Source organism: Streptomyces sp. NPDC085944 (assembly GCF_040686295.1).
In the GTDB taxonomy this organism is placed as follows: domain Bacteria; phylum Actinomycetota; class Actinomycetes; order Streptomycetales; family Streptomycetaceae; genus Streptomyces; species Streptomyces salinarius.
The window spans coordinates 16270-41949 of record NZ_JBFBJX010000032.1 but is presented as its reverse complement, the minus strand read 5'-3'; the positions used below and the strand labels follow the sequence as shown (position 1 = coordinate 41949).

The 25680-nt window shown below is 69.2% G+C and carries 25 protein-coding genes and 3 pseudogenes; 15 read left to right on the top strand and 13 right to left on the bottom strand.

What is annotated here, in order from left to right; genetic code table 11:
- Window positions 1–143: 143 nt before the first annotated feature.
- Window positions 144–421 (bottom strand): annotated as a pseudogene (locus tag AB0P07_RS35265) (hypothetical protein).
- 80 nt (window positions 422–501) lie between these two features.
- On the opposite strand from AB0P07_RS35265, the gene AB0P07_RS35260 reads away from it, so the two are divergent.
- Window positions 502–1311, top strand: a complete 810-nt coding sequence (locus AB0P07_RS35260) for a GntR family transcriptional regulator (protein WP_365558138.1) — start codon at window positions 502–504, stop codon at window positions 1309–1311.
- A 553-nt stretch (window positions 1312–1864) separates the two neighbouring features.
- Here the strand turns inward: AB0P07_RS35260 and AB0P07_RS35255 are convergent.
- Window positions 1865–4231 carry an N-6 DNA methylase gene (locus AB0P07_RS35255; protein ID WP_365558135.1) on the bottom strand — a complete coding sequence of 789 codons (2367 nt, stop codon included), beginning with the start codon at window positions 4229–4231 and terminating at the stop codon, window positions 1865–1867.
- Window positions 4232–4527: 296 nt separating this feature from the next.
- Between AB0P07_RS35255 and AB0P07_RS35250 the strand changes: the two genes are divergently transcribed.
- Window positions 4528–4800, top strand: coding sequence for a transcriptional regulator (locus tag AB0P07_RS35250; RefSeq protein ID WP_365558146.1), 273 nt, complete (start codon window positions 4528–4530; stop codon window positions 4798–4800).
- Window positions 4801–4906: 106 nt separating this feature from the next.
- On the opposite strand, the gene AB0P07_RS35245 is transcribed toward AB0P07_RS35250, so the two are convergent.
- The 3 genes and pseudogenes from AB0P07_RS35245 to AB0P07_RS35235 form a co-directional block, all read right to left on the bottom strand.
- The gene (locus AB0P07_RS35245; RefSeq protein ID WP_365558133.1) at window positions 4907–5350 is read right to left on the bottom strand and encodes a PIN domain-containing protein; all 444 of its coding nucleotides are present in this window, start codon (window positions 5348–5350) and stop codon (window positions 4907–4909) included.
- On the bottom strand, window positions 5347–5613 hold the full coding sequence (locus AB0P07_RS35240; RefSeq protein ID WP_161381915.1) for a CopG family transcriptional regulator: 267 nt from the start codon (window positions 5611–5613) through the stop codon (window positions 5347–5349). Before AB0P07_RS35240 ends, AB0P07_RS35245 begins: the two co-directional genes overlap by 4 nt.
- A gap of 136 nt (window positions 5614–5749) precedes the next feature.
- A pseudogene (locus tag AB0P07_RS35235) lies at window positions 5750–6913 on the bottom strand (hemolysin family protein); the annotation flags it as partial.
- A 389-nt stretch (window positions 6914–7302) separates the two neighbouring features.
- Between AB0P07_RS35235 and AB0P07_RS35230 the strand changes: the two are divergent.
- The 3 genes from AB0P07_RS35230 to AB0P07_RS35220 all read left to right on the top strand — a co-directional run bounded on the left by AB0P07_RS35230 (window position 7303) and on the right by AB0P07_RS35220 (window position 9223).
- The gene (locus AB0P07_RS35230) at window positions 7303–7521 is read left to right on the top strand and encodes a hypothetical protein (RefSeq protein WP_225638965.1); all 219 of its coding nucleotides are present in this window, start codon (window positions 7303–7305) and stop codon (window positions 7519–7521) included.
- 101 nt (window positions 7522–7622) lie between these two features.
- On the top strand, window positions 7623–8636 hold the full coding sequence (locus tag AB0P07_RS35225) for a sporulation protein (protein WP_365558130.1): 1014 nt from the start codon (window positions 7623–7625) through the stop codon (window positions 8634–8636).
- Between the two features lie 131 nt (window positions 8637–8767).
- Window positions 8768–9223 carry a tellurite resistance TerB family protein gene (locus AB0P07_RS35220; protein WP_365558128.1) on the top strand — a complete coding sequence of 152 codons (456 nt, stop codon included), beginning with the start codon at window positions 8768–8770 and terminating at the stop codon, window positions 9221–9223.
- 135 nt (window positions 9224–9358) lie between these two features.
- On the opposite strand, the gene AB0P07_RS35215 is transcribed toward AB0P07_RS35220, so the two are convergent.
- The 3 genes from AB0P07_RS35215 to AB0P07_RS35205 form a co-directional block, all read right to left on the bottom strand.
- Window positions 9359–10648: an LCP family protein gene (locus AB0P07_RS35215; RefSeq protein ID WP_365558145.1), complete on the bottom strand. Its 1290-nt coding sequence runs from the start codon at window positions 10646–10648 to the stop codon at window positions 9359–9361.
- 259 nt (window positions 10649–10907) lie between these two features.
- A complete protein-coding gene (locus AB0P07_RS35210) occupies window positions 10908–11840 on the bottom strand; it encodes a M56 family metallopeptidase (protein ID WP_365558125.1) in 933 nt (310 codons plus the stop codon).
- Between the two features lie 6 nt (window positions 11841–11846).
- Window positions 11847–12233 carry a BlaI/MecI/CopY family transcriptional regulator gene (locus tag AB0P07_RS35205; RefSeq protein ID WP_365558124.1) on the bottom strand — a complete coding sequence of 129 codons (387 nt, stop codon included), beginning with the start codon at window positions 12231–12233 and terminating at the stop codon, window positions 11847–11849.
- 151 nt (window positions 12234–12384) lie between these two features.
- Between AB0P07_RS35205 and AB0P07_RS35200 the strand changes: the two genes are divergently transcribed.
- Complete coding sequence (locus tag AB0P07_RS35200) at window positions 12385–12651, top strand: GlsB/YeaQ/YmgE family stress response membrane protein (protein WP_365558122.1); 267 nt, start codon at window positions 12385–12387, stop codon at window positions 12649–12651.
- Between the two features lie 94 nt (window positions 12652–12745).
- Complete coding sequence (locus AB0P07_RS35195) at window positions 12746–13321, top strand: TerD family protein (RefSeq protein ID WP_365558120.1); 576 nt, start codon at window positions 12746–12748, stop codon at window positions 13319–13321.
- Between the two features lie 64 nt (window positions 13322–13385).
- Here AB0P07_RS35195 and AB0P07_RS35190 read toward each other — a convergent pair whose 3' ends face one another.
- Window positions 13386–13535 carry a twin-arginine translocase TatA/TatE family subunit gene (locus AB0P07_RS35190; protein ID WP_365558117.1) on the bottom strand — a complete coding sequence of 50 codons (150 nt, stop codon included), beginning with the start codon at window positions 13533–13535 and terminating at the stop codon, window positions 13386–13388.
- Window positions 13536–13810: 275 nt separating this feature from the next.
- Here AB0P07_RS35190 and AB0P07_RS35185 point away from each other — a divergent pair, with 275 nt between their 5' ends.
- Window positions 13811–14074, top strand: a complete 264-nt coding sequence (locus AB0P07_RS35185; protein ID WP_365558116.1) for a GlsB/YeaQ/YmgE family stress response membrane protein — start codon at window positions 13811–13813, stop codon at window positions 14072–14074.
- 12 nt (window positions 14075–14086) lie between these two features.
- Here the strand turns inward: AB0P07_RS35185 and AB0P07_RS35180 are convergent, their stop codons facing one another.
- A complete protein-coding gene (locus tag AB0P07_RS35180) occupies window positions 14087–14608 on the bottom strand; it encodes an acyltransferase family protein (protein ID WP_365558113.1) in 522 nt (173 codons plus the stop codon).
- Between the two features lie 760 nt (window positions 14609–15368).
- Between AB0P07_RS35180 and AB0P07_RS35175 the strand changes: the two genes are divergently transcribed.
- The 5 genes from AB0P07_RS35175 to AB0P07_RS35155 all read left to right on the top strand — a co-directional run bounded on the left by AB0P07_RS35175 (window position 15369) and on the right by AB0P07_RS35155 (window position 21024).
- Window positions 15369–16520, top strand: coding sequence for a PLP-dependent cysteine synthase family protein (locus tag AB0P07_RS35175; RefSeq protein ID WP_365558112.1), 1152 nt, complete (start codon window positions 15369–15371; stop codon window positions 16518–16520).
- Complete coding sequence (locus tag AB0P07_RS35170) at window positions 16517–17785, top strand: MFS transporter (protein ID WP_365558109.1); 1269 nt, start codon at window positions 16517–16519, stop codon at window positions 17783–17785. The genes AB0P07_RS35175 and AB0P07_RS35170 overlap by 4 nt, the downstream gene beginning before the upstream one ends.
- Before the next feature lie 169 nt (window positions 17786–17954).
- A complete protein-coding gene (locus tag AB0P07_RS35165) occupies window positions 17955–18980 on the top strand; it encodes a cation diffusion facilitator family transporter (RefSeq protein WP_365558106.1) in 1026 nt (341 codons plus the stop codon).
- Between the two features lie 51 nt (window positions 18981–19031).
- Window positions 19032–20030, top strand: coding sequence for a cytochrome c oxidase assembly protein (locus AB0P07_RS35160; protein WP_365558104.1), 999 nt, complete (start codon window positions 19032–19034; stop codon window positions 20028–20030).
- A gap of 412 nt (window positions 20031–20442) precedes the next feature.
- The gene (locus AB0P07_RS35155) at window positions 20443–21024 is read left to right on the top strand and encodes a TMEM165/GDT1 family protein (RefSeq protein WP_365558102.1); all 582 of its coding nucleotides are present in this window, start codon (window positions 20443–20445) and stop codon (window positions 21022–21024) included.
- A 672-nt stretch (window positions 21025–21696) separates the two neighbouring features.
- On the opposite strand, the gene AB0P07_RS35150 is transcribed toward AB0P07_RS35155, so the two are convergent.
- The gene (locus AB0P07_RS35150; RefSeq protein WP_365558100.1) at window positions 21697–22056 is read right to left on the bottom strand and encodes a helix-turn-helix domain-containing protein; all 360 of its coding nucleotides are present in this window, start codon (window positions 22054–22056) and stop codon (window positions 21697–21699) included.
- Here AB0P07_RS35150 and AB0P07_RS35145 point away from each other — a divergent pair.
- Both AB0P07_RS35145 and AB0P07_RS35140 read left to right on the top strand, forming a co-directional pair.
- Complete coding sequence (locus AB0P07_RS35145) at window positions 22055–22840, top strand: SDR family oxidoreductase (protein ID WP_365558098.1); 786 nt, start codon at window positions 22055–22057, stop codon at window positions 22838–22840. The two genes, AB0P07_RS35150 and AB0P07_RS35145, sit on opposite strands and share 2 nt — an antisense overlap.
- 150 nt (window positions 22841–22990) lie before the next feature.
- Window positions 22991–23179: pseudogene (locus tag AB0P07_RS35140) on the top strand (transcriptional regulator); the annotation flags it as partial.
- 270 nt (window positions 23180–23449) lie between these two features.
- On the opposite strand, the gene AB0P07_RS35135 reads toward AB0P07_RS35140, so the two are convergent.
- Window positions 23450–24124 (bottom strand): lytic polysaccharide monooxygenase, encoded by a 675-nt coding sequence (locus AB0P07_RS35135; protein WP_365558096.1) that lies wholly within the window; start codon window positions 24122–24124, stop codon window positions 23450–23452.
- 310 nt (window positions 24125–24434) lie between these two features.
- Entirely contained in the window at window positions 24435–25631 is a 1197-nt protein-coding gene (locus tag AB0P07_RS35130; protein ID WP_365558094.1) for a serine hydrolase domain-containing protein, read from the bottom strand.
- Window positions 25632–25680: the final 49 nt, after the last annotated feature.

Genomic DNA, 25680 nt, shown 5'->3' with positions numbered 1-25680 from the left:
GAGGCCCTGTTCGTATGCGCCCAGAGCCCCGCGACCACTCGATCGGGACTCCCGTTCGACGCGCATCTCTCAAGATCGAAAAGACAACAGCTTCTGAGGTGCGAGGCGGTACGGCGGATACGATTGAGCACGGTGTTCAGCCCCTATCGCTGATGACCCGGTCCCCCGACATCGCCCGTCGTGGGGACCGTTTGCGTACGACCGCCCAGAGGGTGCGGTCGTTCGAACTGGTGGCGAGCAGGCCGAAGCGGTCGGCATCAGCCACCGCTTCCAGGACCTCCCGCCATGACTCGGCGGAGAGTGGTTCCGGCACCTCCGCCTCAATGGCCGTGCAGTCGTCACGCTCCTCCACGCGCGTTGCGAGCCCGACGGCCGATAACCGGGCCGCGATGGCCTCCGCGCGCACCTTGGAAGCAGGCACAGGGCAGCCCTCCGGTTAGCGGCGATCACTTTGAGTAAAGCTAGTTAACTAGATTAGAGCTAGTGGACTAGATTTTCCATATGTCTGAGCAACCGCCCTATCTCCGCATCGCCGACGAGCTACGGCGGCGGATCGCGGAGCACGAGTGGGAACCGGGGGACCGGCTCCCCTCCCGCGCCCAGATCGGCCAGGAGTACGGCGTGGGCGACAACGTGGTGCGCCGGGCGCAGGAGTTGCTGATCTCCCAAGGCGTGCTGGAAGGCCGCGCCGGTTCCGGCACCTACGTCGCCGAGCCACGGCAGCGCGTACGGGTGGTCCGGTCATCGGCGCGCGAGCAGCCCAGCGGCTCCCCGTTCCGGGCGGACATGAAGGCCGTGGGCAGGCAGGGCGACTGGGAGAGCCGGACCGAGGCCAAGGTCCCGGCACCGGCGGAGATCGCCACGCGTCTCGGTATCGCCGAAGGCGAGCCGTGCGTGCGGACCGCGTACGAGTTCCTCGCCGACGGCAGGCCCGTGCAGCTGTCGACGAGCTGGGAGCCGTACGACCTCACCGCCGGCACACTCGTCGTCCTCCCCGAGGGCGGGCCGCACGCCGGGGCAGGGGTCGTGAACCGCATGGCGGAGATCGGCATCACCGTCACCCACGCCGTGGAGCAGCCGGAACCGAGGCAGGCGACCGCCGAGGAGGCCTCACTCCTGGGCGTTCAGAAGGGCGCGCTCGTCACGCACATCCGTCGGACGTACTACAGCGACCAGGGGCGGCCCGTGGAGACCGCGGATATCGTCGTGCCCGCCGCACTCTGCGAGATCGTCTACGAGATTCCGATCAGTCGCCAGCCGCGCACCACAAGCGCACCAGACGGAGCGGGAAACAGCGGGGAACCACGGTGAAAGCAGCCGAGGCCGACGAGGCGGCAGCCATACCGTTCGCGCAGGTCAGCGGCCGAGTCAGCCGCGAATGATCGCAGCTTCCCAAGCTGAGAGCGCGAGTTCGATTCTCGTCACCCGCTCCATGAAGTAGGCCCAGGTCAGAGACCCGGGCCTTCTTTGTTGTCTGGACCGACCAGGGAATCGCCCCGTTTGTACACTCTGTGCGACGGTTGAGCTGTGGCCCGCGCACGCTGTGCTTCCCAGCAGAGGTGAACGCGCGCGGCCGCAGCAGGATGTTCCGAAAAGCGTGTCAGCTCGTTCAGAGTTGGCCGACTGCAGACAGGACAAGCACGCAGAGGCCCATCGACGTGGCAAAAGCAGTGCCGCCGTAAAGGACTGCCTCAGCGAATGCGGCTCCGGTGCTGGTCTTCAGGATCCCAGCGACAAGAGCCACCACGAGCGAGAACAGCGCTGCCACGAGCAGCCACAGGTACCTCGTTCCGGATCGTGACTCGGACGGCGGAGCATTCACAGAAGTCTTCCTTCGCGGACGGACTGAAAGCAGAGGAGTGCGTCATTCGGGGACCAGGACGCCGGTCAGTAGATGCGCGGCGAGTGTGCTGCGGTGCTGAGTCGCGGCCTGGATGAGTTCGCGGTGCGCGGTGATCTGCGCGTCCACGGCATCCAGCACGGCACTGATTCGCCGCTGATGGGCAAGGGGCGGCAGCGGTACGGGCAGAAGTGCCAGTGTGGCGGCGCTGAGGGAAGGAACGGCGGTGCCGCGGGCGTACTCCTTGAGCCAGTGCGCCGTCTCCGGCAGAGTCAAGTAGGCGAGTAGGTAACCGGGAAGGACAAGTGGCGCCCCATCCGTCTCCAGGGCACGCAGCCGCAGCAGGTTGGTGCTGAACAGCCAGCCGTCCTGCGCCTTCTCGACCAAGGCAGGGGGCATCTGGGCACCGGAACGCACGCACAGGATGTCTCCGGACCTGAGACGGAACCTTGCCAGTGCGCGGGCGACATCCACGCTTACTTTCTCCATGTCACGATCGTCGATACGACCCTCACGCAGGTGCTTGGGCATCACGACACGGAGATCGCCTGCCGCGGAGCGAACCTCGGCCGGCAGACGTGTGTAGGACGGACCAGCCATGATGTCGACCAGTTCTCCCAGCGGAACCCGACGCCAGTCCTGAGGTAGCCCGTCGTACGAGAGCACGGTGGCTGACGGCAAGGGGCCGTACGAGAGCGCATCGACCGTGCCGTCCACGGCTTTCGTTCGACGCCTCGCCTCGTCGAGCACCCGCTCCGTGGCTGCTGCCTCGGTAGCCGCCTCAGCCGGTGACGCCGTGGACATCCATCTGTCCGCATAGTCGGCGGGACTGAGCGAGTAACCGGCAGCCCGCACCGCCTCCAGCGGAGCAGCGACCGCAAGATGGCCCGCGCTCTGCCGACCGAGGCGGAATCCGGTCCCTCGTCGCCATGCCTGAACGGTTCTCGTGACAGCCCCGACGTGTTCGTCGGAGAGGACACGGGGTCCGCGAGTCGCCTTGTCACCCAGGTCCCGGGCGTCCACGAACAGGATCTCCTCGCGCACCGCCGCGGATCTCCGCAAGAACCACAAGCAGACGGACACCTGAGCCCCGGAAAAGAGCTGAGGCGGCAAGGCGACAATGCATTCGACGGCGCCATCCTCCACCAGCCTGCTCCGGATCTCCCGCTCCCGGGCGTCTGTGGAGGTGCCCGCGCTGACCGGCATCACCACACCCGCACGGCCCTCGTCCTTGAGCGACACCAGGACGTGCTGGAGCCAGGCGAAGGCAGGACTACTGGGGGGAGGCGGTCCGTACGGCCAGTCGATGCCCTCACGCGGCTTCGGCACGGCCCCGTGAGCGTTGAAAGGCGGATTGGTCAGAATTAGGTCGACCCGGTGGCCCTTCGGCCAGGCACGTTCGTTCCATGGGGCCGCAGTGCCGGCTTCCAGTTCGACCGGAATACCGTGCAGCGCGAGGTTCATTCCGGCGAGCCGAAGTGTGCCGCGCTGCGGACTCTCACCACGCAGAGTCAGAGGCACGACACCACCGAGGCGTTCAGCGACTCCGTCAAGCATCTCGCCTGCGCGCGCATACGGGTCGTAAACGCGTCGCGCGGAGTCCTCGTCCCCCAGGGCGGCGTCCCGCATCAGCCGCACCACGGCACGCGGGGTGAAGAACTCTCCGCTGGGAAGCGCGGCTCGGGAGCCGAATTGATCCACCAGTTGTCGGAACTCGTCGATCCCCAAGCCGTCAGTCAGGCGGATCACCTCGACAACATCCCCGTACTCCCGAGGTTCCAGCCTGACGATGGCTGTCCGCATGCCCGGCGGCACACCGCGCAGGCGCAGCGCCTCGTCGGCTGCCTCCCCGATCTCCTGCAACAACGCCGCCGTGGCAGCCCTGGATCGAGACCGCACCGTACGCGGGAGCGACACCGAGCGCGGGTTTCCGCTCACCTGAAGAAAGACCAGGGAGAGGAGCAAGGCAAGGTAGTCCGTCATCGATGCGCCGCCACGCACGGCGTCTGCCATCGGTCCCAGCAATTGCGCAAGTTGCCGCGCACGCTCTTCTTCGTCGCTCAACGGACCGCTGCCTGTTGCCTCACCACCCAGCGTGGCCGCTCCCTGGCGGGCATCGTCCGACGCGACGAGGTTCCGCCGCATACGGTCGGCATAGGTGAACCCTGCCGGCTCGTCGGACGCACGCGCACGTGACGGGATCCGACGGGAGTCGAGCCAGCGGAGGACCGCCCGTAGGCTGAATAGTTCCGTTTCCCCCGTCCTGACCGGCTCCGGATAATCCTCGTACCGACGTTGCCAGTTGGTGACCGCCGGCCGCATCACCCCGGCCAGTTCCGCGAGTTCGGCCCTCGACAGCAGGCGATCGTCGCTGAGATCCGTACCGTCCATGAAACCCCCGTACACCGCCCTGGTTGCTCCCGATGAGGGAACGGTAGAGAGGCGACAGCGGGAGCGTCAATCAGCGCACCGACGGTGCGCACATCGACAAGCAAGCAAGACACATGGGTCGCGCTTCAGGCATTCAAGGACCATCAAGGAGATGAGCAGCTATTTTGCCCTGCCGTCGCCCTCTTTTGCTACCCGATCACCAAGAGATGAAGAGCATCGCTTGTTAACGGTCTACCTGAGAGGGGCTTGCGCCGGTCTGCGGATCAAGAAGCCCCACCGCAGGCTCTTCCTGGACGATCGACGCTCGGCGCGCGTCTGCCGCCCTTTCCGAGCTCGCCGGCCCTCAGCACAGCACAGTGACCTTGCCGCTGCATCTGGCCGCGCGGTCGGGGCTGACCACGTTCGATCTCGATCAGCCACGGCTGTGGATGAACTACTACCGGATCGTCCTGACCGAGGGAGCGCAAGACGATCTGGTCCGGTTCCTCAGTCGCGACCTTCCGGTCAGCCTATGGCCCACACTGCGCACACTGGTCAGTCGTGATGTCCGGGAGGTGTGTTCTGTGTGACCACCGTTCCCACCCTGCTGCACAACATCCGTGGTATCAGAGCCGCACGAGTTGCCCGAGCACCGTCACTTCCCGAGCGACGAGCGCGAGTGCGGCTCTCGTCGTATCAGAGCGGGAGATCGTCGGGGAGTACCCGAAACACCTTGTGGTGGCCCAAGGGGCGTACGGCCCGGAAGTCACGTCGGTCGAGGGTGAGGATCGCGTCCGTGTCGTAGTCGGCGGCGAGCGCCACGTTGACCGCGTCGGCGAGGTCGAGGTCCAGAGCACGGTAGCGGACACGGACGGACTGGGCGGCGCCCAGGTGGCCCTCCGTGATCTCCGGCATGACGACGCGCCCCCGGCTCATCCAGCGCCGGAGGTCGTCGACCGCGCCGAGGGCAGCCGTCCTGCCGAGCTCGCGCGTGGCGACGTGGTCCAGTTCGGCCAGCAGCAAGGGGGACATGACCAGGAGGCCGGCCGCCATGATCGCCTCGTTCGCCGCCCGGTGTTCCGGGTGAGCCGAGTCCAGGGCCGCAAGAAGGCCGGACGTGTCGGCGATGACAATGATCACGCGGCGGTTCCGGAACTCGAGTCGGTCTCACGGCGGACGGCGTCGGCGACCGCATCACGGACCTCCGCCTTGGAGGGCGTGCGGCCCGTCCCCTCGAAGGTGCGCGAGAACAGCGGCTCGTCCCAGACCCTGTTCGCCATGGCCGCGAGGTGGATGCCCTGGCGGATGATCTCGGCCTCGCTGATCCCCCGACGCTTCGCGGCCTCCTTGATGATCGCCAGGTCCTCGGGGTCGGCGTAGACGTTCGTGCGCTTCATGGACATGTACCAAGAGTAGTCCATGTACCGGATTGACACACGCAGGTGCCGCGTTCTTCGGATCATCGGATGCCGACCGCGCCCACGAGCCGAGGCGAGGGCCCGGCAGCCATATGCGACCGCGACTGCCGCGCTCAGTCGCGGTTTCGTAGTCGTCCTCCTCGGGCAGCTCGACGCCGGCGGCCTCGGCCACCTCGTCCAGCCGGCGCCCGGCGTCCACCAGCCAGCCCTCGCCTTCCGCGACGGCCACCGCGGTGACGGTGTCCGACTCGTCGGCGAGGTCATCCACCAGTTCCTCGGCGATGTCCTCGTAGGTGACGACGCCGGCCACACCTCCGTGCTCGTCCAGGACGACGGCGAACTCGTCGCCGTCCTCGCGCATCCGCTCCACTGCATCCGGCAGCGGCAAGGTGTCGGGCAGCAGCAGGGGCCGCCGGGCCGCCGCCCCGGCCGTGACGGCGGCGGCCTGCCCGGCGGGCAGCCCCATCAGCTCCCGCACCCCCAGTACGCCCGCGACGTCGTCCGGATGGTCGCCGAGTACGGGGTAGTTGGAGTGGCCGTGCTCGGCGATGAGGGTGACGGCCTCAGCGGCCGTGGCGTCCTTGCGGACGAAGACCGCGTCGGCCCGCGGCACCATCACCTGGTGCAGCGTCCGCTCGGAGAACTCCAGGGCGTGGTCGAGCAGCCGGGCCGTCCCGCGTGGCAGCTCGCCCTGTTCGTGGGACTCGCCGATCAGGTGGCCCAGCTCCTCCAGGGTGGCGCCGTGGTGCAGTTCCTCGACCGGTTCGATACCGACCTTGCGCAGCAGCTTGTTCGCGGCGCCGTCGAAGATCCGGACGACCGGGCCGACGACCTTCAGATAGGCGAGCGTCGAGCCCGCGAGCGACTTCGCGAGCCGTTCCGGGACGGCGATGGCGAGGTTCTTCGGGGCCAGCTCCCCCAGCACCGTCTGCACGACCGTGGCGAGGACGAAGGCGAGGACGACGGAGATGCCGGAGACGGCGCCGTCGGGGATGCCGACGCCGGACAGCACGGGCCGCAGCAGCGCGGAGACGGACGGCTCGGCGATGAAGCCGACCACCAGACCTGTCACCGTGATGCCGAGCTGGGCGCCCGAGAGCATGAACGACAGCCGCTCCAGCACCTTCAGGGCGCGGGCGGCCTGTTGGTCTCCCTCTTCGGCTTCACGGGCGAGGGCGAGCCGGTCGGCCGAGACGTAGCCGAACTCCTGGGCGACGAAGTACCCGGTTCCCGCGGTCAGCACGAAGACGGCCAGCACCCCCAGCCAGGCTTCCACGGCGCTCATACCGCACCACCCCGCCGCGTGCCGTACTCAGGGATCACCGGGCGGAATGGTCGAGGACTGTGGCCCGAAGGGTCCGTCGATCTGGCGGACAAGCCCTGACTCCCTCACTGGACATGCAGACAGAGGAACGGTTCTGGCTGAAACCGGTTCCCGGCACCGTCACGCCCCGGCCCCGCGTCGAGGGACCTCTGCCTACTCCGTACCGGCACGTCACCGGAGGCGCGGCCCCCTCGGGAGTGCCTCTCTGGCCAGGTCAGGAGCGTCTTTCGGCCTTTCCGGACGCGACCGGCCGGAGCGCGCTCCTCGCCCTTCGGGTCAACTCTATGCTTCTACTCATTTGTAGAAACAGGCCCGGGGCGACCCTGGCCGCACACCCACGGAGAAGACACATGGCTTCGATCGATCTGGACAAGGTGCTGGACAAGGCGTGGGCGGACAAGAGCCTGCCGGAGATACTCGCCGCCCCGGTCGCGGCGCTGAAGGGCGTCTCGGACCGTGACGGCGAACTGCTCGACGAGGCGTTCGGAGTCAAGACGGTGGCGGACCTGGCCGAGTTGAAGTACGTCCGCTGGGCCCAGGCACTCGCCGCTCTCGAAGCCGCCAAGTAGCCCCACCCCGACAGGCGGGCTCGGTGCCGTCCGTTCACACCTTCCCGGCCGGACGGCACCACCTCATGGAACACACGTACGCATAAGGAGTGGACGCCACCATGGTGTTCAAGCGACTTCTCGGCTCGCTCGGCGTGGGCGCCCCCACGGTCGACACGGTTCTCGACCCGGCTCCCGTCCTGCCCGGCGCCACGCTCACCGGCCAGGTCCACCTCAAGGGCGGGCAGGCCGACTTCGACATCGAGCACATCACACTCGAGCTCGTGGCCCGGGTGGAGGCGGAGCACGAGGACGGGGAGAGCGAGGGCGTCGTCGTCTTCGACCGGTTCACCGTCGGCGGCGGCTTCCGGCTGGGGACGGAGGAACCGCGCCGCCTGCCCTTCCAGGTCACGCTCCCGTGGGAGACGCCGATCACCGAGCTGTACGGACAGCCGCTGGGCATCGTGCTCGGCGTACGCACCGAGGTGGCGGTCGCGGGCGCCAAGGACAAGGGCGACCTGGACCAGCTCACCGTCACGGCCCTGCCGGTCCAGGAGGCCGTCCTGGAAGCCTTCGGGCAGCTCGGTTTCGGCTTCAAGTCGGCCGACCTGGAGTACGGGCACATCGCAGGGACGGGTCAGCAGCTGCCCTTCTACCAGGAGATCGAACTCGTCCCCGCTCCCCAGTACGCCGACCGGCTCAACGAGATCGAGCTGACCTTCCTGGCCGGTCCCGGCGGGCTCGAAGTGGTCCTGGAGGCGGACAAGCGCGGCGGGCTCTTCTCCTCCGGCCATGACGCCGTCACCCGTTTCTCCGTCGGCCACCACGACGTCCGCGACTGGGCGGCCGAGGTGGAGGGCTGGGTCCGGCAGCTTGTCGAGCACCACGGGACGTACGGGACCCAGGCCGCGTACGGACATGGCGCCCCGTACACAGACCACGGACACCACGACCACCACAGCCACGGTGGTGACCACCACGACGGCCACCGCTCAGGCCCCGGCGTGGGCACCGCGATCGCGGCCGGAGCGGCCGGACTCGCGGTCGGCGTGGTCGGCGGCATGGTCGCCGCGGAAGTCGTCGACGAGGTCGGCGACTTCTTCGAGGGCGACGACGAGGAAGAGGACGAGGGCTGAGCGCCTGCGCCCGCCCGAGAGACAGGGCCCCAAGCCGCGGCCCTTCTCAGTAGTCTCTACGTGCCTGTAGAAGCACCCGGCTGCCCCAGCCGCTACGGCCGGGGCACACTTTTGACCCGTTTGGAGTAGTCATGGCCCTGTGGGACCGCTTCAAGGAGTCCGCGTCGCAGATGCAGACGCAGCTCGTGGCGAAGAAGAACGACCTCAAGAGCGGCGCCTTCCGCGACGCGAGCATGGCGATGTGCGCGCTGGTCGCCGCGGCCGACGGCACCGTCGACCCCTCGGAGCGGCAGCGCGTCGCTCAGCTGATCTCCACGAACGAGGTGCTGCAGAACTTCCCCGCCGACGACCTGCACCGTCGTTTCGAGGACAACCTCAACAAGCTCACCGCCGACTTCGCCCTCGGCAAGGTCACGGTTCTCCAGGAGATCGCCAAGGCGAAGAAGAAGCCCGCCGAGGCACGTGCCGTGGTGCAGATCGGCATCGTGATCGGCGGAGCAGACGGCGACTTCGACAAGGACGAGCAGGCGATCGTCCGCGAGGCGTGCTTCGCCCTGGACCTGCCGCCACACGAGTTCGACCTCTGACCTGTAAGGGAGTGCCGGCGTCGGGGCGGTCCAGTGAGGCGTCGTCCCGACCCCGTGGTCCCGCCGTCGCCGGCAGCCCGGATCAGCGCAGATGCCCCGGTCACCGCGCGGATCCGCCTGGGCCCGCCTGCATGCTCATCGAATGCGTGCGGGGTCGAGGTCGGTTCCGACCACGAGGGTCACCATGCCCGAGGCGGCCTCTGCGTCCTGTTCGGCCCGTACCCCGCTCGCTCTGGACGCGAGTACTCCTGCCTGCCGTTCCAGGCCCGGCGGGTGTTTCACCGTGGTGCTGCCACTCTTTGGCGCATTGCCCGTGCCGACGACGGTGAAGCCCGCCTCGCGCAGCTTCTCGGCGACGGCGGCGGCCCGTCCGGGCACCCCGGTGCCGTTGAGGACCCGCACTCGGACGGCAGAGGCATAGAGCGGGTCCTTCGCGTCCGCCTCCACCTGCTCTTTGTCGATCTCCTGGTCCTTGGCCAGCGCGGTGAACACCTCGGCGGCCTGCGGGTACTGCCACACGACGTTGGCCTTGTCACTGGCCAGGTCGGCCTCGCGCGGGTAGTTCGGCACGGTGAGGAAGGTGAGGCGGTCGCTCGGGATGCCCTTGAGCTCGGACGCGAGACCGGAGAGCGGTTTGATGCCGGCCAAGTCCTTGTCCGTGGTCAGCGACTTGGTGGCCGACTGCAGGAAGCTGTAGAGGGCACTGGGGCTGGTCAGCCTGGACTGGGCCTTGGCGGCCAGTGCCTCCATGAACTCCTGCTGCCTGCCGATACGGCCGACATCCGAACCGTCACCGACGCTGTACCGGGCGCGCACGTAGCCGAGCGCCTCCTCGTCCCTGACGGTCTGGCAGCCGGCCTCCAGGTCCAGGTGGGCCTTCTTATCATGGATGGCCTCCTCGGGACAGACCTCTATGCCGTCGAGGGCGTTGACCATGCCTTTGAAGCCCTGGAAGTCGACGGACATGAAGTGGTCGATGCGAAGGCCGGTGTTGGCCTCCACCGTCTTGATGGTGCAGGCGGCTGCCCCGGCCACCTCGCCGCCGGTGCCGCCGATCGCGAACGCCTCATTGATCTTGGCGTGGTGGGGCGTGGACGTCGCGCCGTCCCCCTTGTCGCAGGCGGATATCTCCACCCAGGAGTCGCGCGGGAACGACACGACTGTGGCCCACTCACGGTTCGCGGGAATGTGCAGCACCATCAGCGTGTCGGACTGCATGGTGGTCAGGCCCTTACCGTATTCGGCATTGTCGCCGTCCCGACTGTCCGAGCCCACCACCAGGATGTTCTTCGAACCGGGACTGAGGTTCTCGGGCCGTTCCCCACCGAGTTTGTTGTCGACGTCGGCGGCGTGGATGTTGTCGTCCAGGTCGTTGTAGACCCAGGCACCGACCCCGGCGACGCCCAGGACGAGCACGGAGCACACCCCGGCGCACCACAGCAGGATCTTGCCCCGCCTGGTCAGCCTGGGCGGCCTGCCCGACGGCGCACGCCGCCTTCCGTTACCACTCACTGACGTCCGCTCCTCCGCCCAGTCCTACGGCCCCGTCCCCTGCCCGGGCACCCGACGCCCGTCCGCCGAACAGCCGAACAGCCGAACTCTACATACATGTAGAACTTGGAGGGAATGCCTGGCAGATCGATCTTGTCGATCGTGAAAGCGCCATGGCGTCGGAGCGCGCCGGTCAGAGGGGTGTAGCGGAGTCCAGGATGAAGTACATGGTCACGGCGGAATTCGCTGAGGCCATCGCCGACACGGCGGTTCCCGCCGCCGCGACCCACGCCGCCCAGCCGACCGAGCTGGACACCGACGACCAACTGCGCGTCACCGGAGCGGGGCCGAGCAGAGCGGCCACCCTGCGCGGAACCGGGCCCGGTGCGGCCATGCCGGCCAGCGTCGGCACCGGAACTCCTCGTGTCACCAATGCGGCCTTCCCGATCGCCTGCGCCACGACCCGCCGGCTCCCCACCGTGGCCGCCGCCTCCTCGTCGGCCCACCGCTCCGCGGCGTACGTCACGGTGGTGCGCAGCGGCCGCAGGAACGGATTGGCGCGCGAGGCGAGCTGCACGGCCAGCAGGAACCGATGATGGCGCCCGGCGAGGTGTGCCCGCTCGTGGGCGAACAGCGCCCGTCGCTCCGCCGACTCCAGACAAGCCAGCAAGGCGGTGGTCACCACGACACGGTCGCGCCGCCCACCGGGGAGGGCATACGCATAGGGGACGTCGTCCGGCAGGACGGCCACCGCCGTGTCCGGCAGCCCGACCAGTGCGCGGTGGGAGCGGCGACGCACCCGACCGTGCCTCCACAGCACCCGGCCGCAGGCCAGCAGCACCGCGGCCAGCGCCGGAATCGCCGCCTTGCCGACCACCTCGTCGAACGGCACCGCCGCACGCACCTGCGGATCGGACCACCCGTCGGGCAGCGGATTGCCCGGCAGCTGCGCCGTACCGACCACCATGACCAGCGCCAGGCACACCGTGCTGCACAGCGCCATCGCAACGGCCAGCACCGTGAGCATCCTGGTCGTGGTCCGCGGGTGCAGATGCTGTTCGGCAAGGCGGGCGACCGGCCATGCCGTCAGCGGCAGAACCAGTGGGAGGAAGACGAAGACACCCATAAGGCGTCAGTCTCCCCCTTCGCTCCGGGGGTGAGCCAGCAGCTCGCGCAGAAGCAGCTCGTCGGCCGGCTCGAGCGCGGTGAGGAAGCTGGTCAGCACCGCCTCCCTGTCGTTCTCAGCGTCCAGGACCTTCCGCATCCTGCGCGCCGCGAGACCCGCCTGGTCGGCGACCGGCTGCCAGGTGAAGGAGCGACCCGCCCGCTCACGCGTGACGACCCCCTTGTCCAGCAGCCGGGTCAGGATCGTGATGACCGTCGTGTAGGCAAGATCCTCCCCGAGAAGCTCGTGCACGCGGCCGGCCGTCGCCGGCCCGCCGGTCTCCCGCAGCGCCGACAGCACCAGCGCTTCCAGCTCGCCCTGCCCCCGCCGTCGGGGACGTCGGCCGTCCGCCACGTCCTGTCTCCCTTCCGCCCGCCGCCCGTTTCCCGGGCGGACATCGTATAGACGCTCCACCCGGAACCACATCCTCTACACAACTGTAGAAGATAAGGTGTCCGGGCCCGCCCCGTTACGAAAAGACGCAGTGGAAAGGAGCGCCGGAGAGATGAGCATCATCGCCTGGCTGATTCTGGGACTCCTCGCCGGAGGGATCGCCAAGTTGATCCTGCCCGGACGGGACCCGGGCGGTTGCATCGGCACGACGGTGATCGGCATCGCCGGCGCCTTCCTGGGCGGCTGGCTGTCGTCCGAATTCCTGGACCGACCGGTCCAGCGGGAGTTCTTCGACGCGGCAACCTGGGGGTCCGCCATCGTCGGCGCTCTGGTTCTGCTGATCGGCTACCGCCTGCTGTTCGGCAACTCCCGGGACTAGCGGGCAACCCCCCGAGGGGCCTTACACGTCTTCGACATCCCGTGCTCCCGCCACTGTCGCGGACCACGGCCAACCTGCCAAGAAGGAGAATGCAGTGGGAGTTTCCCTGGCCAAGGGCGGCAACGTCTCGCTCAGCAAGGAGGCGCCCGGCCTGACCGCCGTGCTGGTCGGTCTGGGCTGGGACGTGCGCACCACGACCGGCACCGACTACGACCTCGACGCCTCGGCGCTGCTCCTGGACACGTCGGGCAAGGTGCTCTCGGACCGGCACTTCGTCTTCTACAACAACCTCACCAGCCCGGACGGCTCGGTCGAGCACACCGGCGACAACCTCACCGGCGAGGGCGAGGGCGACGACGAGGCGGTCAAGGTGAACCTCGCCTCGGTCCCGGCCGAGGTGGACCGGATCGTCTTCCCGGTCTCCATCCACGACGCGGAGAACCGCGGCCAGAGCTTCGGCCAGGTCCGCAACGCCTTCATCCGCGTCGTCAACCAGGCGAACGACCAGGAACTCGCCCGCTACGACCTGTCCGAGGACGCCTCGACCGAGACCGCGATGGTCTTCGGCGAGCTGTACCGGCACGGCGCCGAGTGGAAGTTCCGCGCGGTCGGACAGGGCTACGCCTCGGGTCTCGCGGGCATCGCCGCGGACTTCGGCGTCAACGTCTAGCCGGAAGTGCCTCGGTCCTGCTCGGCGAGAGCAGGACCGAGGCTCCCGCCCTGCCCGGCGCGCCTCACCGTTCGTCCTCCTTGAGCGCCTTCTTCTCGCTCTTGAGGATCCGCGCCGCCTTGCCCGCCGAGCGCATCAACTCCGGTCCCTTCTTGGCTCCGAGGACGACGATCACGACGAGAAGTACCAGAGCCAGTTCGCTCAGACCGAACACCGGGTCCGCTCCCTTCCAGGACGGGCGCAGCCCGGAGACGGACGCATCACCGACCGCACGGCGCCAACTACAGTGCTGTAGAAGTCTCTTGCAGACCTGATCAACCAGCAAGGACGCCTTCCGGCCGCGGTGGCCGGTATGACGGTTCCGGCTCGCCCACCCCCTCCTCCCGAACCTCCCGCACCCGACTCTCACACACCGAGGACTGGCGACGCTTCGAAGGGGCATTCGTACCCACGACATAAGCGCTGGATAAAGACAATGGAGGGTCAGACATGGAGATTTCCGGCATCATCAGCGCCATCCTGATCGGCATCGTCATCGGCGTCCTGGGCCGCCTCGTCATCCCCGGGCGGCAGCACATCGGCATTCTGTGGACCATCGCGGTCGGCATCGTGGCCGCCCTCATCGGCTCGGCCCTCGCCGCAGCGTTCGGCGTTGCCGACACCGACGGCGTCGACTGGGTCGAGTGGCTGATCCAGATCGCCCTCGCAGCAATCGGTGTGGCCGCACTGGACCGGGCCAAGGCGCGTCGCTGACACGCAAGGGCTTTACAGCACCCGCCGCACGCCCGGCAGCCGGCGAAGCCCTGCCGCCAGGAGAAATGCGGACGGCACCGTGAAGGCAAAGACGACGAAACATGAGCCGGCCGCGGACAGGCCACGGCCGGCCAGGCCGTACTGCAGGGCGACCACCACCGGTAGGTGAATGATGTAGACGGCATAGGAACTCGCCGCCATCTCCCTCGGCCACGGCATGCCGCCCTGCGCAAGTTCGCGAAAGAGCGTGAGCAGTCCGACGCACAGGGCCACGCACAGCAGACTCTCGTAGGTCGCCCACAACGCGGACGGGACGTCCGCACCTCCTGGTCCGAACTGGTTGGAGCCGGCGCCCACCAGGAACAGCAGGGCAACGCCCGTCGCTCCTACGGCCAGCCACACGCGTCCGACCCGGGCGTCGAAGCGCTCCAGCCAGTTCTGCCGTGCAGCGACGACTCCCCACGCGAAGAAGGTGACGTACTGCGGCACCTGTGCGGGCTCGACCTGGTCCGCGGCTCTGGACTGCCTGACCACCCTGCACTCGCCCCGTCGCTCAGCGAGGCGGGGCGGTTCGGTGACGGTGCGGTGCCAGGCATGACGACCGCTCCCGCCCGTCCGAGGCCCCGAGGCGGCAGCCCGCCGATCGGCCTCCCGACGCACCGGGCGGGCGCTCCGTTCCTGGACCGACCCACTGACGAGAACTTTATGTAGCAGAGCGGTTACCCTGAGCTAGTGCCGATCGCAGCAGTGCCTCGCCGACGATGGGCGCCGGCCTGGGTGTGCTGGACGGCGCTTGCGGTGGTGTTCCACCTTGTGGGCTGCGCCCATGGTCCGTCCCTGTCCGGGGCCGGGCGGGTGGATGCCTTGCCGCTGCAGGCGGTCAGCATCTCGCATCCCGCGCATGGTGCTGCTCAGGTAACCGTCGGCGAGGGCGTGTGCGAGCGGCATCACGGTGGGGTGCAGGGGTGTGCGGGGGTGGACGAGCCGGCGGTGGGGCAGGCCGAGTCGAGCCACGAGCTGCTGTCGCAGTCGGCTGTCCTGGTGAGTGGACCGGGTGAGCGGGTGGCACCGGTGCGCGGTCCTCCGTGCGGGGGCACGGCGGGGCCCGGTTCGGGCACCGTACGGGCGGTCTTGCAGGTGTGGCGGATCTGAGGCGGCCTGCCGTCCTGGTTGTTCGCGGAGTCGCTCCGCGGGGCCGGTGCGGTCGCCGGTCGTGTTCCGTCTGTTTCCCGACCTGTACACCGCTCCCGTATGGCCGGCTGTCGCCGTTGTCGCGGGGACGGGGAGAGCCGTCATGATGAATCGTCAGTCATCTGTACTCGAGTCCGTTCCGTCCTCTCCGGCGCAGTTGCTGGCCGCCGCGCGGTCGGCTCCGACACCCGCTGCGCTGGTGGGCGACACCCCGGTGTTGTGGGTGGGTGAGCCGTTCACCGCCGCCGGCCGTGGGTTCTGGGCCAAGCTGGAGGGCCACAACCCCGGCGGGATCAAGGACCGCACCGCGCTGTACATGGTGCGTGCGGCGCGTGAGCGTGGGCAGCTGCTGCCCGGGGCGCGGATCGTGGAGTCGACCTCGGGCACCCTCGGGCTGGGCCTCGCGCTGGCAGGTGTGGCCTTCGGCCATCCGGTGTCGGTGGTCACCGATCCGGGGATGGAGCCGCAGGTCGCCGGACTACTGAGGGCTTACGGCGCCGAAGTCCACACCGTCAGCGAGCCGCACCCGGTGGGTGGCTGGCAGGAGGCGCGGCGCGAGCGGGTGGCGCAACTGCTGGCCGACCTTCCGGACGCCTGGTGCCCGGACCAGTATCACAATCCCGACAACGTGGCCGCGTACGCACCGTTGGCCCGTGAGCTGGTCGCGCAGCTCGGCCGGATCGACACGCTGGTGGTCTCGGTCGGCACCGGCGGGCACTCCGCGGGGATCGGCCGGGTGCTGCGTTCCTTCTTCCCGGCCCTGCGGGTGGTAGGGGTGGACACCTGTGCGTCGACGATCTTCGGGCAGCCGGCCGGTACGCGGTTGATGCGGGGCCTGGGGTCGAGTATCCACCCGGGCAACGTGGCGTACGACCTGTTCGACGAGGTGCACTGGGTGGCCGCACCGGAGGCGGTGTGGGCGGCTCGCGCTCTGGCGCGGACCCGGTACGCCACCGGTGGATGGAGTGTGGGGGCGGTCGCGCTGGTTGCCCGGTGGGTGGCGCGGACATCGCCGGCCGAGGAACGGATCGCGGCTGTCTTCCCCGACGGTCCGCACCGCTACGTCGGGACCGTCTTCGACGACGACTGGTGCCGCGGGCACCGGCTGCTGGACCAGGTGCCGGCCGAGGACCCGCAGGAGATCGCGCGCTCCGCCGAGGCGGCCGTCTCGCGCTGGACGCGCTGCACCACGGTCGAGCCGCCCGCGCCCGCGGCGGACGAGGGCGTTCGCGGCCTGGCGGGGGTGGCCCGGTGAAGTCCCTGATCTCCCAGACGCGGTCCTTTCCCGCACCGGTGCGGCTGCTGATGGCCAACCAGTTCGCCATCAACCTGGCGTTCTACATGCTCATGCCCTACCTGGCGGCTCATCTCTCGGGCGAGTTGGGGCTGGCCGCGTGGTTGGTCGGGCTGGTGCTGGGGGTGCGCAACCTCTCCCAACAGGGCATGTTCCTCATCGGCGGCACGATCGCCGACCGCTTCGGATACAAGGCTCCGATCCTTGCCGGGTGCGTGCTGCGCACGCTCGGGTTCGCCCTGCTGGGCTGGGTCGACTCGCTGCCCGCCCTGATCGCCGCCTCCGCCGCCACCGGGTTCGCCGGTGCCCTGTTCAACCCGGCCGTGCGCGCCTACCTCGCCGTCGAGGCGGGCGAGCGCCGGGTGGACGCGTTCGCCACGTTCAACGTCTACTACCAGGCCGGAATGCTGCTCGGTCCGCTGGTCGGCCTGGCGCTGCTGGCCGCCGACTTCCGTCTGGTGTGCACGGTGGCGGCGGCGATCTTCGCGGCCTTGAGCGTGCTGCAGGCCCGCGCCCTGCCGCAGCGGCACGGCGCCGTCGAAGGCCGCGGGGACGCGCGGACGGCGGTGGGGGTGTGGGCGCAGTGGCGCCGGGTCGCGACGAACCGACCGTTTCTGCTGTTCTCTGCGGCGATGATCGGCTCCTATGTGCTGACCTTCCAGGTCTACCTCGCGCTCCCGCTGGCCGCCGAGGCCGCCCTGGGCGCGGACGGCACCAAGGCCACCAGCGGCCTGTTCGTCGTCTCCGCCGGCGTGGCGGTGGCCGGCCAATTGCGGCTGACCGGCTGGGCCAAGCGCCGCTTCACCCCCCACCAGGCCCTCACCGCCGGTCTCGCCGCGATGGGGACCGCCTTCCTCCCCCTGGTCCTGGCCCCCGCCTCGTCGTCCGTGGCGGCGCTCGGGGCGTTGGTTGCCGCGGTCGCCGTACTGGCCGCCGCGGGTGCGGTGGTCTACCCCTTCGAGATGGACACCGTCGTCACCCTGTCCGGCAACGAACTCGTCGCCACCCACTACGGCTTCTACAACACCGTCTCCGGCCTGGGCATCACGCTGGGGAATCTGGCGTGCGGCGCGTTGTGGGACTACGCCCACGCCCGCGACGCGCTCTGGCTGGTGTGGCTCACCCTCACCGCGACCGGCGCCGGCTGCGCCGCGGCCGTCGCCGCACTCGCCCGCACCGGACGGCTCGCCGTACCCGCGCAAGCGCCTGAGCCGTCCGCCGCCTGAACCTGTCGGCCCTCCCGGGCCGCGAACACGGCCCGGGACTACGAAACCCCAGGTCAGGTGCTTCGGTGGTGGGAGTGGAAACCGATGCCGTTGCAGGCTTTGCACGCCGGCGGTCCGCTGCGGTTCACTTCGTGGCCGAGCCCGCTGCCGTGATCACTCAGGAGGTCCTGTGCCCGACCACGACCACTCCTCTTCCGGCTCCGGCAGCACCCACGCCGAGGGGGGCGGCGGGCACTCCCACGGTCTCGCGGCCGACCCCGACCGGCGCTGGCTCATCACCGCCTTGGTGTTGATCGTCGCGTTCATGGCCGCGGAGGTCGCCGTCGGTCTGGCGGCCGGCTCACTCGCGCTGCTCTCGGACGCCGCGCACATGCTCACCGACGCCGCCTCCCTCACGCTGGCCCTCGTGGCGATGCGGCTGGCCGCCCGCCCCGCTCGCGGCGGCTACACCTTCGGACTCAAACGGGCCGAAATCCTCTCCGCCCAGGCCAACGGCCTCACCCTGGTCCTCCTGGCCGTCTGGCTCGGCTACGAAGCCGTCCGACGCCTGATCAGTCCCCCACCGGTCGAGGGCGGCCTGGTCCTCATCACCGCCCTCGTGGGCATCGCCGTCAACGTCGCAGCCAGCTGGTGCATCTCCCGGGCCAACCGCACCTCGCTGAACGTCGAAGGCGCCTTCCAGCACATCCTCAACGACCTCTTCGCGTTCATCGGCACAGCCGTCGCCGGACTGATCGTGCTGACCACCGGCTTCCTTCGCGCGGACGCGCTTGCTTCCCTGGTCGTCGTCGCCCTGATGCTCAAAGCCGGCACCGGCCTGATCCGAGCCTCCGGCCGCATCTTCCTCGAAGCCGCCCCCGCCGACATCGATCCCGACACCGTCGGCGACGCCCTGGCCGCCGCCGACCAGGTCGCCGAAGTCCACGATCTGCACATCTGGCAGATCACCTCCGGCCGACCGGCCCTGTCCGCCCACGTCCTGGTCACCCCCGGCGGAGACTGCCACGCCGTACGCCGCACCCTGCAGCAACAACTGCGCGAACGCTGGGACATCACCCACACCACCCTCCAAGTCGACCACCTCGGCGAAGACGACCGGGAAGACCTGCTGCAGATCACCGAACACCCCCAGCCCCACGGCGACACCGAGGACACTCACGGACCCACCCACCGACCAGGCCCCCACGAGCACTGATCAGCCCGCCGCCAGCCGTACTCCTCACCACAAGGACAGGAGCATCTCCCCATGACGCCCGACGCCGGCTACCACGGGCCACCGGAACTGACCGTCTCCCGCATGCTCACCACCTGGCACGCCGGCCCGGCCCTGCTGCTCGCCTTCGCGGTGATCACCGCCGCCTACGTCAGCGCCGTGATCACCGCACGCCGCCACGGCCACCCCTGGCCACTGCGCCGCAGCACCGCGTTCGCGGCCACACTCGCCAGCACCGCCCTGGTCACCATGTCCTTCATCGGCACCTACGCCGACACCCTCTTCTGGGTGCGGGCCGTCCAGCTCACCGCCCTGTTCATGATCGTCCCCCTGTTCGCCGCCCTGACCCGCCCCCTCTCCCTGGCCGCCGCACTCCTCCCGGCCCGCCACACCGCCCGGGCCCGCAGCGTCTTCCGCAGCCGCCCGATACGGGCCCTGGCCCACCCGGCCACCGGCGCCGTGCTGTTCATGGGACTGCCCTGGGTGGTGTTCTTCACCGGCTGGCTGCCGGCCATGCTGCGCAACCCCGCCGTGGACACCGCCTCCGGCCTGCTGCTGATCACCGTCGGCTTCCTCTACTACTGGAGCCGCCTGCAACTGGACCCGGTCCCCAGCCGGTACTCCCCGGTGGTCTCTCTCTTCCTCGCCTTCGCCGAGGTCCTCCTCAACGCCGTCCTGGGACTCTGCCTCATCTACGCCATGGGTGCGGACATCGCCCGCGACTACTACGCCACGCTCAACCGCCCCTGGGGCATGCCCCTCTCACTCGACGAGCAGACCGGCGGCGGCGCCTACTGGGTCCTGGGCCACGCCATCGGCGTCCCCTACCTCGTCATCGTCTTCCGCCAGGCCCGCCGCCACGACCAGCGCACCGCTGCCGCCATCGACGCCGCCCTCGACCGGCACACCACCTCCCCCGCCGGCGAAGACGACCGCGGAGAGATGATGCGCCCCTGGTGGGAAACCGACCCCGCCGTCGCCCACCTCGGCCTGAACACCCCGCGCCCTGCCGCCGGCAGTCCCCGCACATGACCCCCTCGTCCACGCCTCCTGCCACCGGGAAAGCGATCTTGAGTCGCACAACCGGCTGCCGGTGCCCCAGCGACGGGCAGCGCCGCACGGCTGGTCATTGCCAGGTGCGCGAGGTCCCCGGAATTCCGCATCATGGTCCCGCGGTCTCAGACCGCCTTTGCCGTCTGTTTAGAATGGAGAGCAGCGAAGGGGAGTAGTCCCGCAATACCGCTGGTCGACATACTGGACGGATTGTCCGTCCCGGCCATCGGGCCCCGGCAGCACTGCCGCGGCGGACGAGACCTTCGGCCATGCATGACCACCGTGTCCGCACATCCGTGCGGGCCGTTCCGTCGTGCCGGGCCGAACAGGTTCTCGCCGCCCTCACAGGTGCTGCGCGAACCGGAGGCCCGGCCCAGCAGAAAGTACCGGGATGACCTTCGACCCCCTGGCGATGCTCACTGCCTTCGGGCTCATCTTCCTCGCCGAACTCCCCGACAAGACGATGTTCGCCTCCCTGGCCATGGGCACCCGCATGCGCCCCCTGTACGTGTGGTTCGGCACCTCGACTGCGTTCATCGTCCACGTCACCATCGCCGTCGGCGCCGGCAGCCTCCTCAGCCTGCTTCCCGACATTGCGGTCAAGCTAGTTTCCGCCGCCCTGTTCGCCTTCGGCGCCATCGTCCTGTTGCGCAGCGGCGGCGACGATGACGACGAGAACGGAGCCAAGACCGTCACCGGCTTCTGGCCCGTCTACACCACGGCCTTCATGGCCGTCTTCATCAGCGAGTGGGGCGACCTCACCCAGATCACCACCGCCAACCTCGCCGCCACCAACGGCTGGCTGCCCACCGCCATCGGCTCCGCCGCCGCCCTCATGTCCGTCTCCGCCCTCGCCCTGCTCGCAGGCCGCTTCATCGCCAAGCGCGTCCCCTTGAAGACGGTTCAGCGGTTCGGCGGCCTGTGCATGGCCGCCCTGGCCGTGTGGACCCTCGTCGAAGCCTTCACTGGTTAGCAGTGCTTCCTTCCTCCGGGGGACGTTGATGAAGGACTGAACTGCGCCGTGAGGACTCTGGTTGTGTGTCCCGTTTCGCGACGGGCGGCGTGTCCCGAGTCGGGACAAAGCTCTTGTCCCGTTTCGGGACAGGCTTCCTCTCCCTCACGGCCGCTGGGACATCGACCGTGATCACCGCGGACCGGGCCCTTGGTCAAGCTGCAGCGTGCGGCTCCCACGGCAACGCCGAAGGAACCACCTACACCCTTCGGGTACGCCGCAAGAGCCATACATCTCGAGCCAACCGAGCGGTGTGCGCTTGCAATGAAGCCTTCGGCCCAGAAAGGCGAAGGAACCACTTCTCGCGGCCCAACCCGCGGGGAGACGCTCAGTACTCCGTCCCCAGGCATCGTGCCCATAGCGTGCCCTTAGGAGCGGACAACCACGGGCATCAGCGGGCCGTCAGCACGTCACGAGCGATCCCGTTGGAGCTCAAAGAGGCAGGTCAGCCGCCGAGTGGTCTCCCGAGCGCCGTCGCTTCCCAAGCTGAGATCGCGAGTTCGATTCTCGTCACCCGCTCCATGCGAAACCTCAGGTCCCGACGCCGGGCCTCGCGGCGAGACGTACTACTGCCTGCCTGCCACCGCCCGGGGTGTTCGGGCCACCGCCGTCCACCGGCGGAGCGGACATGGGTCAGAGCGCCTGTCGGCGGGCCCGGGCCATCTCGATGTCCGGGACATGCTCTTCGGCCCAGAGCCGCACGGCCCGCAGGGGCACGAGCAGGGAGCGGCCCAGCGGTGTCAGGGTGTACTCGACGTGGGGCGGGTTCTCGTCGTACTCGTGACGGCTGATCAGGCCGTCGGCCTCCAGTGAGCGCAGGGTCTCGGTCAGGGCCTTCGACGTGATGCCCCTGATGTGGCCCTTCAGTTCGCTGAAACGGCGAGGCCCTTCCTCAAGGGCGTTGACGACGAACACGGTCCAACGGGCGCCGATTCGGTGCAGCACCGTGCGGCTCGGGCAGGACTCCGCCATCACGTCGTACGCCTTGCCCATGGCTGCCCCCGGTTTCGTTGAAGATACCGGTATCACATCTATACCGTTCACCCGATCCTACGAGAGGGCGGGGAAACACATGGAGCGGATCCTGGTCGTCGGCGGCGCACGGGCACTCGGTGCGGCCGTCGCGAGGCGTGCGGCGGAGGACGGTTACGAGGTGGCGATCGGTGCCCGCGACCTGGCCGCGGCCGAGGCGCAGGCAGGCGAGATCGGCGCCATGGCGGTGCGGATCGACCTGCAGGACGAGTCGACGATCGCGGCTGCGGCGGAGCGCTTGGGTGAGGGAGTCGACCACATCGTGACGACCGGTTCGGCGCCGCACGACGTGCGCGCCACCGAACTGGACCGCGACAGCCTGCTGGCCGCGTTCACGGCGAAGGTGGCGGGCCCGATGCTGATGGCCAAGCACTTCGCGCCGGTACTGCGGCCTACCGGGTCGATGGTGCTCTTCTCCGGTGTGGTCGGCTGGCGTCCCGGGCCGGGATCACTGGTCAAGGGAGTCACCAACGGCGCGGTCGAGTATGCCGCGCGCCATCTGGCGGCGGATCTGGCGCCGGTGCGCGTCAACGCCGTCTCGCCCGGTGTCGTGGACTCCGGCGCGTGGGACCGGCTCGGGGAGAAGAAGGCCGATGTGCTGAGCAGGAGCGCGGCCAGGACCTTCGTGGGACGTCACGGCAGCACGGACGATGTCGTCGACACGGTGATGTGGCTCCTGCGAGCGGGCTTCGTCTCCGGCGAGACGATCCACGTCGAGGGCGGCGCGCGCCACAACTCGGCCTGACGCCCTGCCGGGGGGCGGCGTCGGCACCCCGCCGGAACGTGACAGGCCGTGACGGTCCGAGCTGGCTCCGGGGTCGGTATGCGCATCTCGTCACCCGCTACTTGGAGAAGGCCCAGATCAGCGACCTGGGCCTTCTTGCTGTCGGCCCTGGAACGCAAGCGCCTCGCCCACCGCGAGGTCGGCCCGCTCACCCTGACCATGCAGACCTTCGACGTCCGCTCCGCTCCGGGCCAGGAACTCGTCGTCTATCACGCCGAACCCGGCTCCCCCAGCAGCGACGCCCTCACTCTCCTCGGCTCCCTCGCCGCCGTCCCCGCCACCCGGAGACCAGGCACCTGAGCACCGGCTGCCGCGCCGGTCGGGACGGGCCCCACCCGTTGCCACCGATCACCTGGACCACTTCCAGCTCACCAACGGCCTGCTCCTCGTCCCCCGCTTCACACGAAACCCCAGGTCAGCGACCTGGGGTTTGGTGTTTTGCCGCTGGCCCTTCGTCGGCCCTCCGCGCCTCATGCACTCGGAAGCGGACCACGCGGAGAGCACGGATACGTCGCTGGGACCGCCCGACCACTGCCCCTCAGGCCGGTGCCTTGTGCGGCGCTCCCCGGCTCAGCCGAAGCTCACGTCGCTGCACCACATGTAGGCCTGGTCGAGGTGCGAGGCCTGCCAGATCACGAACATGATGTGGTGTCCGGTGTAGCCGGAGGTCTGGACGGGGAACGTGATGTCCTGCGCCGGCGCGAAACGGCCGGTCTGCGTGATGAAGTCGAGGTTGCCCCAGCCCAGTGTCTGGGTCGTGGGGTCGAAGCCCTGCTTGCTCACGTAGACCTTGAAGTAGTCGGCACCGTGGGACGCCTGGTCGCGCAGGTGGACCGAGAAGTTGTTGCCGACGGTGGTGGTCTTCCACTGCCCGGGCCTGTCCAGGCTGGCGTTCCTCGAGAGGTTGTTGCTGCAGAGCGTCCCGTCGGGGGTCCGCGCCTGGAACTGGCCACCGAGGCCGTCGCGGAGCGCGCTCATCCAGTTCCACATGGTGTCGGGGTTGGCCTGGAAGGCCTGCCAACACATGGGATCTTCGGTCTGCATGGCCGGGTTCGTGTGGTTGCTGCCCCACGTCTTCCAGCACTGGTACGCCCGGGAGGCTGGGTCGACGATGGTGCCGTGAGCCTGGGCGGGGGCCGACCAGGTCAGTGCGCCGACCACCACGGCGAACAGGACGACGAGCGCCTGGAACGGGCGACGGAGGGGTGACCGCGAACGCCCGGTTAACGGACTCTGTGTGCGCATGTGGGGGGAACTCCTTCCAGTTGCAAGGCTGTTATGGGAGCGCTCCCAACGGTAGGTCTCCTGGGTGGAATGTCAATGAAACGCACAAAGTTGATCACAACAGCGGGCGACGGGCGGGGAACCTGCCGTGAGCCGGACGCGCTGCAACTCGCCCGGGGGCGTCTCCGCGGCCCCGAGACGCTCGCGGACCAGGCGCCGGAATCCCGAAGCCCGTTCCACGATTGCCGACACAGCTGTTGCGGACCGATCCCCCCGGCCCACCCAGCGGCCCTCGGTTCGACGATCCGTCACCAGCCCGCCGTGAGCACCTTCACGGTCGCCACCCGGGACGGCCCTCGCACAGGGCGGTCTGGACGGCGGCCTCCATGTCGTCGTCCTGCGCGTCCGTGCCGCCCGGGTCGACGTTGGCCATCACCGTGGCCTGACTGCCGCGGGTGGTGGCGCCGCCCGCGGTCTGGTAGCCGAAGATGTCGCCGCCGTGGCCCCAGTACACGCCGCCGCAGGGAGTCAGCTCCTTCCTCTCCAGGCCGAGGCCGTACTCCCGGCCCTTGTCGCCGGTCGGGCGGGTCTGCATCATCGCCCCGAGCTGGGCCGGGCGCAGCAGCCTGCCGCCGACCAGTGCGCCGAGGAAGCGGTTGAGGTCGTCGGCGCTGGAGATCATCTCGCCGGAGGCTCCCGCGATCGACGGGTTCAGCTCGGTGAGGTCCATCAGCGGTGCGCCCTCGCCGGGGCGCACGTAGCCGCGGGGATGCGGGCCGGCGATCGTGGTGGCGTCGCCCGGCAGGGAGGTCTGACTCAGGTGCAGTGGCTTGATGATGCGTCGGCTGATCTCCTCGCCGTATGGGTTGCGGGTCACTCTTTCGATGAGCATCCCGGCAATCAGGTAGTTGGTGTTGGAGTAGCGCCAGCCCTCGCCGGGCTCGGACGTCCGGGGCCGGGCCAGGGCGAGGTCGACCAGGTCGCGGGCGTCGTGGTGGGCGAGCGGGTCCTTGAGGATCTCCGCCGGGTCGAGGACGTCGAGGTAGTCGGGCAGGCCGCTGGTGTGCTGGAGCAGCTGACGGACGGTGATCTGCCGGTCGTGAGCGTCGTGGCCGCGGAAGAGATCGGGCAGGTAGCGCGCCACGGGTGCGTCGAGGGCGACGTGATGTTCTCCCACCAGTTGGAGCACGACCGTGGCCACGAAGGGTTTGGTCATGCTGCCGATTCGGAATCTGCTGTCGCGCGCCACGGGGGCATGGCTGTTGATGTCCGCGACGCCGCCGGTCAGCACCCTGGTGCCGTGCCGGTTCTGTGTTCGCAGCAGCGCGCCGGGCGCCCCGTCGGCCGTGGTCAGCCGGTGCATGAGCGCACGCAGTTGGGCGTCGTGAGTGATGGCGGCGGGCTGTGCGGCGGTGCGCTTGACCGTGGGCGCGGCGGTGGCGGCGCCGGCCGGCAGCGCGCCTGCCGCGACGCCGATCGCCACGGCCAGCGTGAGGACCCCGCCCAGTGCACCCCTGTGCTTGATCACGTGTTCCTCCTTGACGGCCGGAAAGACCACCGCGGACTACGGTGGCCCG